At 61.0% G+C, this 13639-nt stretch carries 10 protein-coding genes and 1 pseudogene; 5 read left to right on the forward strand and 6 right to left on the reverse strand.

What is annotated here, in order from left to right:
- Window positions 1–277: 277 nt before the first annotated feature.
- From LB558_RS07225 to LB558_RS07245, 5 genes and pseudogenes are all read left to right on the forward strand, one after another.
- Window positions 278–532 (forward strand): annotated as a pseudogene (locus LB558_RS07225) (SDR family NAD(P)-dependent oxidoreductase); the annotation flags it as partial.
- Window positions 533–1276: 744 nt separating this feature from the next.
- Window positions 1277–1867 (forward strand): helix-turn-helix domain-containing protein, encoded by a 591-nt coding sequence (locus tag LB558_RS07230; RefSeq protein WP_224696901.1) that lies wholly within the window; start codon window positions 1277–1279, stop codon window positions 1865–1867.
- Complete coding sequence (locus tag LB558_RS07235) at window positions 1860–3086, forward strand: type II toxin-antitoxin system HipA family toxin (RefSeq protein WP_224696902.1); 1227 nt, start codon at window positions 1860–1862, stop codon at window positions 3084–3086. Before LB558_RS07230 ends, LB558_RS07235 begins: the two co-directional genes overlap by 8 nt.
- A 206-nt stretch (window positions 3087–3292) precedes the next feature.
- Window positions 3293–4030, forward strand: coding sequence for an XRE family transcriptional regulator (locus LB558_RS07240; RefSeq protein ID WP_224696903.1), 738 nt, complete (start codon window positions 3293–3295; stop codon window positions 4028–4030).
- On the forward strand, window positions 4031–4639 hold the full coding sequence (locus LB558_RS07245) for an RES family NAD+ phosphorylase (protein ID WP_224696904.1): 609 nt from the start codon (window positions 4031–4033) through the stop codon (window positions 4637–4639).
- A 139-nt stretch (window positions 4640–4778) separates the two neighbouring features.
- Here the strand turns inward: LB558_RS07245 and LB558_RS07250 are convergent, their stop codons facing one another.
- The 6 genes from LB558_RS07250 to LB558_RS07275 form a co-directional block, all read right to left on the reverse strand.
- Window positions 4779–5597 (reverse strand): hypothetical protein, encoded by an 819-nt coding sequence (locus LB558_RS07250; RefSeq protein ID WP_224696905.1) that lies wholly within the window; start codon window positions 5595–5597, stop codon window positions 4779–4781.
- Entirely contained in the window at window positions 5587–5979 is a 393-nt protein-coding gene (locus LB558_RS07255; protein ID WP_224696906.1) for a hypothetical protein, read from the reverse strand. Before LB558_RS07255 ends, LB558_RS07250 begins: the two co-directional genes overlap by 11 nt.
- Window positions 5980–6129: 150 nt before the next feature.
- A complete protein-coding gene (locus tag LB558_RS07260; protein ID WP_224696907.1) occupies window positions 6130–6423 on the reverse strand; it encodes a hypothetical protein in 294 nt (97 codons plus the stop codon).
- Window positions 6420–7235 carry a hypothetical protein gene (locus tag LB558_RS07265; protein ID WP_224696908.1) on the reverse strand — a complete coding sequence of 272 codons (816 nt, stop codon included), beginning with the start codon at window positions 7233–7235 and terminating at the stop codon, window positions 6420–6422. The genes LB558_RS07260 and LB558_RS07265 overlap by 4 nt, the downstream gene beginning before the upstream one ends.
- Window positions 7236–7673: 438 nt before the next feature.
- On the reverse strand, window positions 7674–10982 hold the full coding sequence (locus LB558_RS07270) for a UvrD-helicase domain-containing protein (protein WP_224696909.1): 3309 nt from the start codon (window positions 10980–10982) through the stop codon (window positions 7674–7676).
- Window positions 10979–13630, reverse strand: coding sequence for a PD-(D/E)XK nuclease family protein (locus LB558_RS07275; protein WP_224696910.1), 2652 nt, complete (start codon window positions 13628–13630; stop codon window positions 10979–10981). The genes LB558_RS07270 and LB558_RS07275 overlap by 4 nt, the downstream gene beginning before the upstream one ends.
- Window positions 13631–13639: the final 9 nt, after the last annotated feature.

Here is a 13639-nt window from a genome sequence, read left to right on the forward strand (position 1 = left end):
TGTCCGCGATTGCAGACATGATATCGCCGACCTGCTTGAAGGCTTCGGTAGCGGCTCCTGCACATTAGAAAGTCGACATTTATGCGGCTTCGTCGTCTTCGGTCAGCTACGGATACAGGTATAGAATCGGGCCTCAAGCCCTCCGGTACTCACGCTAGAGCCACCATGACCGACACAAGCGCGCTGCCCTGATCTTCGCCGGCGAATGGCCAGACCAAGGCATTGGCGGGCAGGCGTAGACCTGCCCGCCGGAACTGCACTTTAGGCGAGCGGAAAAGCATCGTCGCCGCAGTTGGGCTCCTCGGCGCGCGCCGTTCGGGGCTCGGTAACCGATCTGTCCGACCTCGACCGGCTGTACGAGACGGTGAAAGCCCAACGCAGCAGGATCGACATCCTGTTCGCCAACGCCGGGACCGGTGCGTTCGCACCGCTCGGCGAGATTACGCCGGAGCACTACGACCAGATCTTCGACATCAATGTGAAGGGGACGATCTTCACGGTGCAGAAGGCCCTGCCACTGATGTCCGACGGGCTTCGATAATCCTGACCTGCAAGCTACAGATGAAACCTGAGAGCTCTTTCGATTGCGCGAGCCGTGCGTGGGTCACGACAAATCTCCGAATGTTCTCCTAGGCACGACATATCCATATTTCAGTTCATAGCAAGCGGACAGCGCTAACACCTTGTAGGGCGTTCAACGCCTACCCATTATTGAATTGATGGTACCGGGCGCAACGCGCCGCATGTCGTTCGTAGAAGTCTGCCTGCCGCTAGCCTCCTATCGTCTCGTGATGTTCGACTGCCGGCGGCCAGACGTGACAGGCTGCCCATTGAAGTCATGTGGCACGCCTTGCCGGGGGCGGTCTGCCCCGCATCCCGCCTGCGGCGGCGCTATGCTGACGCTCCTTAGGCCGCCCTGTTGAACCGGTCTCGGCGTCACGAACCGGCTCGACGATGAAATGACAATGTCCGTGCGGCGGACATTTCATCGTCTGCGCTTTGTACGCCCTCATTTGCTTTGGCTGCTGCGCGGCGCGGCTGACGCCGGGATGGAGACTTCCCCGGGAGGAAAGGGACGCGTCGAGGTCTCAAAGCTGCTGAAGGCGACTGGAATTTGTTGCCGGGTCCAAGATAGCCGGCTGCATAAATTCATACAGAATTATATATCATGACCCAATATGATCACTATGCTATATCACCCTGTTGACAGAGAGTGGGCATCGCGCTAGATATAATATCCTGATCAATTTGGCATTTTTGATCCGGATTCTACATCATGGCCTACCAGAGCGAAAACCTGATCGCGCAAGCGCGCGAAATACGCGAGGCCTCCGGCGTTAGCCAGCGCGCGCTCAGCGAGCGGGCTGGGCTGACGCAGAGCCACATCTCCCAAATTGAGAGCGGCAAGATGGAGCCGGGACTGTCGAGCTTCATAGACTTGACCCGCGCGCTTGATCTCGAGGTCATGCTTGTCCCGAAGAAGCTCGTGCCTGCCGTGTTGGGCTTGGTGAAGGCCCAGGCAACGCCCGACATGCATATCCATGCAGGCCAGCCAAACGACAAGCGTTTTGCCCGTGCCGAGCGCTTGGTCAAGAAAATGAAGCACCTTTACGGAAGCTCGGCCGATCTGGATCGCATCGAGGATACGCTGCGCTTTCTACGCCGGGTGAACCTCAGTGACCAGGAGACGCAGCTGGTGCGCGAACTTATCGCGCGGCTCGAGCGCTACCAGGCGAGCGCGCAGGCAGCGCCTATCGTCCGTGATATCGCGCAGAACCTGCAGCGACTGCGCAACTCGATCGCCCATCCCGCTCCGTCGGAGCCGCGGCCCGCCTATTCGCTGGACGATGGGGACGTCGATGCCTGACGTCTCGGTTCTCGATGTGCGGCTCTACGACGAGCCTATCGGCACTCTGACCCATTTGCAGGGTGATCGGACGATCTTTGCGTTCAACGAAGCCTACGTCGAGAATCCGCATCGACCGACCCTTAGCCTGTCATTCAAGGACGACCTGGGCGGCCTCATTACCAAGATCCGCCCGACACAAAGGGTCGTGCCGCCATTCTTCTCGAACCTGTTGCCGGAGGGCGGCTTGCGTCGCTATCTCGCCGAGCGGGCCGGGGTCAATCAGCAGCGCGAATTCTTCCTCCTCTGGGTGCTGGGGCTCGACCTGCCCGGAGCACTCTCGATCCATCCCGCGGCCGGTGATGGCCTTCCACCTGGTGATGACGAGGATCTTCCGAAGAACGCCAAACCCAATGCGCTGCGGTTTTCGCTCGCTGGTGTGCAGCTCAAGTTCTCCGCGTTTCAGAACGCAGGGAAGGGCGGCGGCCTGACCATTCCCGCCGAGGGCGTCGGCGGATCGTGGATCGTTAAGCTCCCGTCCCAGCAGTTCACCGGCGTTCCGGAAAACGAATTTTCGATGATGACGATCGCCGGGATGATCGGCATGGAGGTGCCCATTATCAACCTGGTCGATCTCGATGCAATCGCCGGCATTCCCGAAGGAGTGGGTGAATTGAGAGGGCAGGCGCTTGCTGTCAGCCGCTTCGACCGCACCGCCGACGGTCCCGTTCACATTGAGGATTTCGCGCAGGTCTTCGGGGTCTTCCCCGACGACAAATACAAGCGCGCGAGCTACGCCAACATCGCGCGCGTCATTGGCACTGAGGCAGGGGATGTCGGCGCCGCCGAGTTCATCCGCCGCCTCGTGTTCAGCGCGCTGATCGGCAATGGCGACATGCACCTCAAGAACTGGTCGCTGATCTATCCCGATCGGCGCACTGCCGCGCTCGCGCCGGCCTACGATCTGGTGTCGACCATCGCCTATATGGAGGGGGAGGACACGGCGGCCCTAAATTTCTCCCGGACGAAGAAGATGGCCGAGTTCGATGCGGATGAGCTCCGGCATCTAGCGGCCAAGGCGCTCCTGCCGGAGAAGCTTGTCGTCGACACCGCCGCCGAAACCGTGCAGCGATTTCGGCAGGTGTGGGAGGCCGAGAAGGGGCATCTTCCTCTCGCCGCCAGCGTCGTGAAGGTGATCGACGTCCACGCCCCGACCGTGCCGATTTACGAACTTGCATGAGGGAGGACCCCGTCAACAAATTCGGGCCGCCGACGATTTTCGGATCAATAAAGAGGGCATGGATGTCGCCTCGGGCACGGAAGCCTCTCAAAGGCTCCGGGCCGAACCGGACGTATCCGAGCGCCGGGCACGAAAACGAATTGGACGACTTTTACAAACTTGACGAGCTTGACGAATAGAGCCATATTGGGGCCAAGAGGTGCGACATGGCCAACATCAAGACCCAACCAAGCCGGCGCGACTCCAAGCGGTCGCCCCGAAATTCTTCACCAGCGATGCTCACAACCGCATTCATGACGAATGCGGAAGGAGTGGCGTTGCCCAAGGGCGTCGCCGGAGTCACTTTCCGCGCGCCGCGCAACATTGTCGAGGTAATTTCGGCAAGGCCAAGCAAAGTGAAAGCACTACTCGCCGGTTATGGCAAGGCGATGGCCGAAAGCCAGGCGGCGGGTCGAGCGGTGAGTTTCCGAGTCAAGGTTGACCCAACGGGCGACACTACCGTCATTCCGATGGAAGAGCCGATGGCAGATACCGCCAACGATTTGGCCGCAGCGCTCGATGAGGCACGTGGCCGCGGGAGAGTGCAGGCAGCATCTATCCTTGCTCGAGAGGACATGCTGAGCGCGGATAAGTTCGCCACGCTGCTAGGCATCAGTCGAATGACGGTCAACACTAAACGGCAAAACCACCAGGTGCTGGGTCTCGATGGCGCGAAGCGCGGCTTTCGCTTTCCGGCCTGGCAGGTAGGGGAAGACGGAAAGCCGTTTGCGGCACTTCCGCGTCTCTTCGAGCGGCTAGGCGGCGGCCCTTGGTCCGTGTATCGATTTCTCGTCCAGTCCCATCCAGAACTCGACGGCCTGACTGGTCGCGAGGCTTTGCGGTGTGGCAAAGCGGATGAGGCGCTAGCAGTTGCCGACAGCATTGCCGACGGCAGCTTCGCCTGAGTGCCCGGGCTAGATCCTCCGTCGAAGTTCGCGGCTGTCGCGCTGGATACTGCTACAGTCGATGCGGGCGCGCAATTCGGGCGCATCTTCTTCACGCACTTCAAGGACCCGCTCGGATTCGGCAAGACCCCAAGCCGGTTCAGCGATCCTCGCCGCCGTGCGGCTGCCAATCGCTTCGGCGTTCTATATCTCGGCAGCAGCTTGAAGGTCTGCTTTGTCGAGGCAGTGCTGCGTGACCAAGGCGATGCGCGTGTCGATCATCTCTTACTCGACGAAAACGATCTCGCCGTGCGCAGCTATGGTGCTATCGAGGTAATGAGGGCCTTGTCGCTCGTCGACTTACGCGGCGACGGTCCTCTGAGAATGGGAATTCCGAGCGATGTCGCCCGTGGGTCGTTGCAAAGTCTGGCGCGACGTTGGTCAATCGCGATTCATGACCACCCGACGCAGCCCGATGGAATCATTTACCCTTCGAGGCTCAACGGTGAGACAAACTTGGCGATATATGATCGAGCCATTCTCAAACTCAACGCGGTGACGCACAAACCACTTCTCAAGGAATTCGGGCTTGCGCCAGTGTTGCGCGACTTGAAGGTCGGGCTGCAATGATACGACCACCGCATCGTCGACGATGCCGAACGAAAGCAGCTGGCTTCCAACCAGACGAATGGGATATGTGCAAAACAGCATTGCCGATCATATAAGCCCTGTCTTGATGATGCGGTTTTCGCGTATTCGACAGCTGGCCCTAGGATCCGACAAGTTGCACCAAAGAGGCTGGGACTGTCAGCTCGAGACCACTGCACTTGCCCGGCTCCGCCAGTCGAACAGTAACCCATCCTTCAAAGCTCTTTTTGGGAAGCATGACTCCGCTCAGCGGGTTGCCTCCGCAGGCATTCGAAAGGGATGCGGCGGCGTCAGCCCAGTTATTTCCAGGCCGGAAAACAGCTTTCGGCGCAAAATCTGCCTCGAGGCTCGACTTGCTGCCAGCAAGCAGTGCGTAGCCCCCAAGCGCTCCAATGATGACGATCGTGAGGAAAAACAAGAGGGGCTGACGCTCTTCAAACTTCTGGCGAAGGAAAAGAAACTGCCCCAGGTTCGTAACGCGAGCGATCAGATCGTCGGCGGCGGTCCATTTCTTGAAAGCAGCCGCGTACAATGGGTCTCCAGGCGCCGCCGCTTGCATGTCCCTTATCGCATCCTGCCGGTACTGCACCAAGGCTGCGATGGTTGGTGTCTGCGGGGAGAGAATGTCCTGGGCATGTTGATCGATGGCTGCGGCGACCGCGTTGCCGGCTGTCGTGAGGTCCGAGAAATAAAAGACGTTGGACGTCAACAGGCTTAACATAACCCCGATTGCAACCAGGATCCCGAGAAGACCAACTGCGCCGAGCCCGACCGCCCAATAGAGAGCCTCACCTTTTAGCGCCGCCAATCCGTTGATAGATGCTCCGGCAATGACTGCCGCGCCGACCGCGGCCAGGCTCGTCGCGAGCCACTTGATCGTATCACGCAGGTTGGCTTTGGCCGTGGCATAAGGATCGGGAGCAGGCGCCTCACTCATCATGGGGGCCGGTCAGCTTGATCTGCGTTCCCATCCACTCGGGATTCCCCAGATCCGAAAGCGCCTTGTTGATCTCCTCGACACTTAGTGTCCCGGAGCCGTTCACATGGAACTGAAAAACGGTCGGTTCCGACGCCTCAACATACAGCGTGTATTGTTCCTTGATCGCTTTCACGAGGTCGTTGCCGGACGGAACGGGGACCGTTCTTATCTTCGCGTTCCCTTTAGCGATGATCGAAGCCGTCGCCCCTCCGTTTGGCCAAAGGACTGGAATATCGGCCGATGTCCTCGGCTTCGGCGCAATTGGCGGAGCGATCGTAAGGGAATCGGTTCCGCAAGTGACAGTTATCGTGCCGTCGGGATTCGGCGACATGGACAGGCTCATTGTCGTGCTCCGCCATCTGTTGCTCGACCAAGATCGCAGTCTTGATTGGGCGTTGAACTTTACCGGGATGCCATACGCGGTGCCGCAACGGGGCGAACTGATTGCCTCCTTGCGTGGAGGGAGTGCGGTTCGTGGTCTACGCCGCCAAGCCTATTGGTTTTCCAAATGGTTCAGTAGCATTTTGCCCAGTACGTGTCCCATCGGGTCGTCAAAGTGCAGGTAGTTCACGCATTGACCGGTGTGCGGATCAATTTTGATACACCCGACAATCGTACCGGACGTTTTCCCCGGCATCAACGTGATCTGGGTGTGCAAACCCTTCGGGCCGAGCGCCTTGGCGGCTTTTTGAACGTGCTTCGACACGTCATCGCCATTGTCGATGCGCTTCTGTAAATCGTCACGGTCGATATCGATCTTGGTCGGCTTGTCCTTTCGGTTTGTCATTGCGTCGATCTCCTCACAGCAGCAGCTAGATCCGAAGAAAGGCTGGAATTGGTGCCAATCGGACCAAGTTGGTCGGGATGGGCCTTGTCAGGGGGCGCCAGTGTAACGATGAGCTCCTGAGCCCGATCGCGGCTGGCACTCGCGAAGGGCGAGCTCGTCGTTGCGAAGCGCACAAGCTTCCAGGTTGGTGTTACATTCCCGCTCGTTACGATCTGAAATTTAATGTCATGCGAGAGGGCGTCAGCGCGGCCGGCGAATTTGGCAGTTGCACCGACGTTGCTCTCGGGTCCTTCGGCCACCGCGACACTGATTGCACCGCGTAGCCAGTCATAGAGGTGCAGATCGCTTTGAATGAACAGGCTGGCTCTGTTCGGCTCGGGCTGGCAGTCGTAATCATGCTTCTTCAAGTTGATGAAGTCGTTCACTTTGTAGGTAACGTAGATCTTGTCGGCCCGGGTCGCGGTATTGGCCCAGCTTCCTCCAACGCCCAACGAGAATGTCTGCGTCGGACCGGGATCAATCAGCATGGCGCCTGGGCTGAGGGCGCTCTTCTCTTCAACCGTCAAGAGCAACTCGACCTGTGCAAGCCAGTCCTTGAGGAATGAATAGCGAGCCGGATTGTCGTGATAGAGTTTATAGACAGCCTGTCTCAACTCACATGACACCTGGCCGACAAGCTTTTGTTCGATGAACCCGGCATCCTGGTAGGTACCCCAGAACTCCTGGATCTTCGGCGTCGTTGTTCCGCAGCCGGCGATCCAGGCGCACACAAAAAGCGCGACCAAAGCGCGGACGATAGCCCCCCGATTCATATGCGCCCCTCCGACCGGATCTACCGGGAAGAGTTAAGCGTGTTCTTTATCAGTTGTCACGCAATAAGCATCGGCGTCAGAATGAATTGCACTCCTAAATTTGCTGACCGCTCTGTGCTTGTTCTTTGGCTGTTGTCTTCGAGCTTGTTTGGCCGAGCGCGCTCGCTGGATGACCAAGCGGGTAAGCCGACTGATCAAAAAGGGTACGAGCGCGGCGATCGTCGGGCAGGCGCGCTATTCCGGCGGAACCGGGGCGGCTGCTCCGCCTGGAATTTGGCGCAGCCCGCAACTTAACCAGCTACGATAATGCGCCCAGTCGAAGGACAACCGGCGATCCCGGACCCAAGCGAGCGCGGCTGCGAAGCCCAAATGGGCCATTCGTCGTCAACCGCATGCAATGCGATGTGTCGGCAGCACGGCCGCTATGGGGAGACTACTCTAGTCACCGCCAAGGTTTGCCGCCTCAGTCCTATGGATCCAGCCGATCTCGCCGCTCGTGAGATAGACGACCGCTCCGCGTTTGGCGTTCGTCGTGGCCAGATAGTCATTCAACTGCTGCATATGGGCTTCGCGCACTCCAGGCGCAGGGTTCACATCGGATTTCCAGTCAATCGCAGCGTCAACGCGGCCCTCGACGATCGCCAAGGCGTCGACCCGACCGGCGACAAGGCCACTCTCGTCGTGGCCCCAGATTGCGATCTCGGGGACGAGGTGGGGCCGTAATTCGGTAATCTGCGGCAAGGCGAGGCCGCGCAGCGCCACGGTTCCCATCTCGGTTGGATCGGGCCGAGAGGCATTGTCATCGTCCTTTGGGATCAGTTGCGCGAGCAGTTCATGAGCGCGCGACACGGTTGCCTCGAGTTCTCCAGCAAGCTCGCCGGTGAGAAGCTCCTCCATCAGCTTGTGAAGGATGACACCGCGCCGGGCGCCGGCGCCGACGACGTCAAAATGTTCAACGAAGCTTTCCGACGTCGCGACGCCATCGAGAGCGTCGCCGAGCCGATCGGCGTCATGCTCGCTGGGCCGGCGCCAGACAATCGGCGGCGCGCTCTCATCGACCGATCGCTGCTCGGCGGCAAAGGTGTCGCAAGACTGTTCGTTCGACCGATTGGCCGCACGTTGCATATCTTGCTGCGCAAACGACAAAAGGTCTAGCTCGGGGATGTCGTGTTGATGCAGGTCTATGGAGCTGAACCAGGATCCTTTCGAGGCTTGGGGGATGTGGGGGAGGATCAGGAGATCCCGCGCGCGCGTGCAGGCGACATACCAGATCCGCTCGCGTTGATTGGCGTCTTCCAGGCTTTCCGCGGCACGTGCTGCAGCCAACTCCGGTGGCGCGACGCCACCGATCATCCAGTGCAGGCTGTTGTCGGATTGTCGGTGTACGAACTGATCCGGCCGATAGAGTTCGGTCGTGGAATTGACCGGAATGACGACCGGCCACTCCAACCCCTTGGCACTGTGGATGGTGAGGATCTCGATCGCATTCTCGGCGGCGTCGATCCGGCCTTCCTGCGCACGGGCCTTTCGCTCCCAATCCGACTGGAGATCGCGAATGAATGCGCGCAAACCGGCGACCGAGTAGCCGCGCGCTCTCTCGATCAACGCGTCGAGATTGGCGAGCGCGCGGGCATTTCGGTTGCCATGCCGGGCCGCCATGATGACGCGAACGTTCAGGCGCTCGATGGCTTCGGTCAGTATCAGGCTGGGAGCCATGATCGATGCCCGCCGGCGAAGCCGTTTCAGTTCGACAAGAACGTTCTTGGCAACCGCATGCCGGACCAGTTCGGGGTCCGCTCGGACGGTGAAAAAACTCTCGCCTGCTTCCGAAGCAGCGAGGGTCGTGGTGATGTCGAGCAGCTCCTGGTCGCTCAAGCCCACCAGCGGTCCTCGCATCAGCGCGCCGAAGGCCAACGTATCGGAGGAGTCGGCCAGGACCCGCAGCAGCGCCAGAATGTCCTGCGTTTCCTGTCGTCGCATCAGCGTCTGGCCGGCTTGCGAGGATACAGCGAGCCCGCGCTGCTCGAGCGCTCGTTCGTATCGCCACAGTTCGGTGTGTCCCGGCGAAAGCAGCGCGATGTCGCCAGCCCGCAGGGGCGTGCAGGTCTTGTCGGCGCGTTGAATGGGCACATTGCCGATCAAAGTGGCGCAGATGTCGGCAACCCGCTCGGCCTCGGCTTCCCGAAACATTTCCGCGTAGATGCGCCCCTCTTGTGCGATCTCCACGGTGAAGCGTGCCACGCAAGGAAGCGCGTGGGATGCCTCGAACAGTGTCGGTGCGAGCGCGACATAGCGGGGCTGTGAGGGCTTGGCAAAGACCGGTTCGAAGCAGGCATTCACATGCTCGATGATCGGGCTTAACGAGCGGAAGTTGGCTGTGATCTGAAGCACGGCACCATGATCCTGGCTGTCGATCAGCCGGCGGCAGAGTTCGTAGGCCTCGATGTCGGCGCCGCGAAAACGATAGATCGCCTGTTTCGGATCACCGACAAGAAAGAGTGCTCCTGGCCGCAGGTCCGCAGCCTGCCATTGTTCTGGCCGCCTTTCGGTCGCGGCGATCAAGAACAATATCTCGTTTTGGATACCGTCTGTGTCCTGGAACTCATCGACCAGAATATAGCGATAGCGCCGGCCCACTGCTTGACGCACCTCCTCGTGGTTGCGCACCAGCGACCGGACGTGGATCAGCAGGTCGTCGAAATCGAGGACAGCGGCAGCTCGCTTGCGCGCCTGATAGCTTTCGAGCAACTGGTCGAGCGAGGCCGACAGCGAGCAGACCAGCGTGCTGGCGATATGGCCGACCAGTTCGCTCCATGCGATGAGCGCCGTTTCATAGAGCGTTTGGCCGCCACCAAAGCCGGTGTCGTTGCGGTGAGCACCGAAGCCGCGCGCTGCATCTTCGTAGGTCTTGAGTTGCAGTCCCTTGCGCTCGAAAAGCCGACCCGTTCCTGCATCGCACAGGCGCCACAAGGTTGCGAAGTCTTGGCCTTGGGCGAGACAATCCTGGTAGCGCTCCGCAAGCCGGCGCAATTCCAACGCGATCTCGGAGAGCCATTTGTCAGGGTCGGCGCTTGCCTGCCACCGGTCGAAATCGGCCACCGCTTGGATGAAATCGATGTCGGGCCGAGCGTCGGGTGAGGGAGGGATGGGTTGGGCATCGGGATGCTTACGCCGAAGGCTTGCAAGTTCCCGGATAAGATCCACGACCTGGAGGGGGATTTGCTCGGCCAAAACAACGACCGGGTCGCCTTCCGCCGCGTCCGCCGCAAGCCGCCTCGAAAACCAAGCCGACAGCTCGGCCATGAACAGGGTGTCAGCTACCGTCGCATCGACCACACGAGCGCCGGGGTCGAGGCCAGCCTGGACGCCATGGCTGCCGATGATTGCCTGGCAAAATCCATGAATGGTCGTCGCCGTCAGCTCATCGAGACGGTTAGAGGCAGCGACAAGCGCATCGCGTTGTTCTTGCGAAAGGCCCTGTGGAAGGACAGGTCTGAGGAAAGCGGGGACATCGCCCGCCAGCAACGTGTCGATCGTATCCCTGATCCGGCGCGCAAGCTCGCTCGCCGCAAGTTCCGTGAACGTGATTGCCGCGATGTCACCTGGTTGATGCCCGCCAGCGAGCATCATTGCCACGCGCCCCGCCATCAGCGACGTCTTGCCGGTTCCCGCGGCCGCTTCGACCAGCAGGATCGAAAGGAAATCGGTCATGGCCCGGTAACGAGCCTCCCGGTCGACGAGCATCATGTCGAGGCGCTCCATAGCCGGTTGAGAGGCTGGTTGGCCGCCCGGAATTCGGACCCCTTGCGGCGCAGATAACTTTCGCGATCGGCCGGCAGCGCCAAACGCATGTCGTCGTACAGCGTGTCCTGTTCCCAACGCGGCGCAATGCGGCCGCTGCGCAGGATCACCATGGCCGCCGATAGATAGTCCGCCGCTTCCCTCACCACGCTGTCGAGCTCATCACCCTTGAGTTCGAATGTGGCCGGATCGTCGGCGAGGTAGATCAGGCGCGCCACGACCGTCCTGACTTCCGGCAGCAACGTGCGGGCGGCGATCGCGTAAAGCACGCGCTGCAGCTCCCGTCCCTGCCCCAACGCGATGCGTTGATGTTTCGGAGGCGGCTTCGCGCTCTTATAGTCGGTGATGCGCGCGCCTTCGCCTGTGGCGCGGATATCGAGGCGATCCATCCGGCCGCCGAATACCAGACCTGTTTGTCCGATCAGCACGGTGATCGTCGTGTCCCACGGGGCTTGTTCCTGCTCTGCTTCGTTTTGACCGAACGGCACTTCCGTCCAACTGCGCGTATCGGATCTGACCTGATCGTCGTCGGCGAGGCCCTTGGCCGTGCGACGTGCTGCCTCGCTTACCGTATGGCGCCACAGGACCGGCGGGGGAACGGAACGCCGCAGAGGCCAAGTGTTCAGGACTACTGTCGAAGCATGAGTGATCGCCGCTTCGATCTCGCTGGGACTGGCGCGCGCAAATCCCGGCGTGGGCTCAAGAACCGTGATCGCCTCGCTGATCAATTCATGCACTAGCTCGCCGAACGAGGCTGCGTCGAGTTGCAGCTGATCGGCCTGAAATCGAACCGAGCGCCAGCCCAATGCGTAGCGCCAGACGAACCCGAGAGGGTCGCGTAGCAGCCGTTGCAGTGACGTCGTCGACTGAACCCTCGACAGGGCTCCCTCGATCGCCGGATGATTGGCGTCCGACAGGCCATCATGCGGCGTCAACTCGAAAGGACGTTGCCAATTGCGCCAGCACAGCTGGGCTTGGCGGATGTGGGCAAGTTGGCCGGCATCGCGTGGTCTCGCCAAAAGCCTGTCCGCTTCGCTGAAAGCGTGCTCCGGGATGCGGTCGCGCTTGTGCACGGTCTCGTGCGAAGGCCACAACGAACTGGGGGACAGAACACCTCCCTTGGCGTTACGCAACGAGCGCGACAAAACAAGTTGTCCGCGGGTCTGCGCCTGGATGATTTCGAAATGGCGCCGGTCGCGCTCGGCGACCCCCACGGGATGTAAGCGGCGGCGGTCAAGCAAATGGTGCGGCAGCAGCGGGTCGTCGTTTTCAGAGCGCGGCCAGGACCGGCTGGTGAGGCCAAGCAAGCGCGTAAACGGGCGTGGGCATGCCGCCAGTTGCGATGCCGGACACCAAACGACGTTGTTGGCCGGATCAAGTTGATCCGCGACGCGCAGCGCCTGCAGCGACAGACCGATGGCTTGTGCCGGCGCGCTTCGCAGTGCCTCCTGCCACATTGCCAGGCTGGCGCCACTCAGCAATCGCGCGCCGGCCTCTTCTGCGGCATCCGCTCCACGCGCGAGAAGCTGGAGAATGGGGAACAGCACGTGCTCGGCCAGTTCACCATCGACGCGCTGCGACCTGGCTGCCGCCAGGACCTCTCGCCACTGGTCGAAGGTTCGCAGGCCCGCGCTTCGTGGGATCGCGACGAACCAATCGGAAGGAAGCAAGCCGACGAAGGGGCGCGCTGGCAGGCGCCGGATCAAGCGCCAGATGCGTTCCTGATTGAGACCGTTTCCAAGAACGTCCGCAAGCGCTGCACAGGCCTGGCCTTCCGGCGTGCTCAGGGCTGGCACGCCGTGGGAAAAATGGAACGGCAACCCGGCGCTTCGCGCGTAGGCCAGAAAATGATCGTCCCAATCCGGCGTCAAAGTCGCGGAGATAGCGATGTCTTGTGCCAGCACCTTGCCGGTGGCGAGCAACTGCCGGGTCCAACGCAGCGCCTCGATGACCTCCGACTTTGGGTCCGCGCTCGCCTCGGCGACCAGTATCGCCGGAGGAGCCGCCGGCTTTCTTTGGATCGACCCTTTGAACCATGGGTGCTCGACGGGCACCGGCAACTCCCAGGTGAGCTCGGTGACGTCAACGAGTTCATTGAGAAGCGGCCGCCAGAGCGGGTCGACATCCACCAATCCCGACAGCGTCACTGGCCCAAGCAGGCTCTGCGCCATTCCGATCCGCCGGCTGGCGGCGTCGCGCAGATCGCGCGGCAGCATGTGCGCGGGTGGAATGTGATTACGGATATAGGTCTCGAGCCTGTAGAGATCGTGAAACCGCGGCCTCTCGCCTGCCAGTGACGACAGATCGAGATCGGCCCGCCAGGCACAGTCGAGCGCATTCAGGACCGCGCGCGGCATGCCTGGCAGTCCCGCGACGGTTTCGAAGTCCCCAAAGCTCTCGCAAGCCAGCGCGGCCTGAATCGCGGGATAGAGAACATCGGTGCCGGCAGGCTTGGCAAAGCCACCAACCAACCGTGCTGCGAGCAGAGGCATGGTCACGATCTCGCGTCCGACCGCTCCGCCCCGCGCCGCGGCGGCGCGGGTGGTTCGAAGCGCCAGCATGCCATGGACGACGTGAGTGGAGCGAATGAGCATCGGGTTTTC

It is taken from the genome of Mesorhizobium sp. CO1-1-8, from assembly GCF_020164875.1.
In the GTDB taxonomy this organism is placed as follows: Bacteria; Pseudomonadota; Alphaproteobacteria; order Rhizobiales; family Rhizobiaceae; genus Mesorhizobium.

What these genes read in the sequence shown, in the direction of transcription:
- LB558_RS07230 (WP_224696901.1), top strand. Translation starts at nt 1,277, where the DNA reads ATGGCCTACCAGAGCGAAAACCTGATCGCGCAAGCGCGCGAAATACGC.
- LB558_RS07235 (WP_224696902.1), top strand. Translation starts at nt 1,860, where the DNA reads ATGCCTGACGTCTCGGTTCTCGATGTGCGGCTCTACGACGAGCCTATC.
- LB558_RS07240 (WP_224696903.1), top strand. Translation starts at nt 3,293, where the DNA reads ATGGCCAACATCAAGACCCAACCAAGCCGGCGCGACTCCAAGCGGTCG.
- LB558_RS07250 (WP_224696905.1), bottom strand. Translation starts at nt 5,597, where the DNA reads ATGATGAGTGAGGCGCCTGCTCCCGATCCTTATGCCACGGCCAAAGCC.
- LB558_RS07255 (WP_224696906.1), bottom strand. Translation starts at nt 5,979, where the DNA reads ATGAGCCTGTCCATGTCGCCGAATCCCGACGGCACGATAACTGTCACT.
- LB558_RS07260 (WP_224696907.1), bottom strand. Translation starts at nt 6,423, where the DNA reads ATGACAAACCGAAAGGACAAGCCGACCAAGATCGATATCGACCGTGAC.
- LB558_RS07265 (WP_224696908.1), bottom strand. Translation starts at nt 7,235, where the DNA reads ATGAATCGGGGGGCTATCGTCCGCGCTTTGGTCGCGCTTTTTGTGTGC.
- LB558_RS07270 (WP_224696909.1), bottom strand. Translation starts at nt 10,982, where the DNA reads ATGATGCTCGTCGACCGGGAGGCTCGTTACCGGGCCATGACCGATTTC.
- LB558_RS07275 (WP_224696910.1), bottom strand. Translation starts at nt 13,630, where the DNA reads ATGCTCATTCGCTCCACTCACGTCGTCCATGGCATGCTGGCGCTTCGA.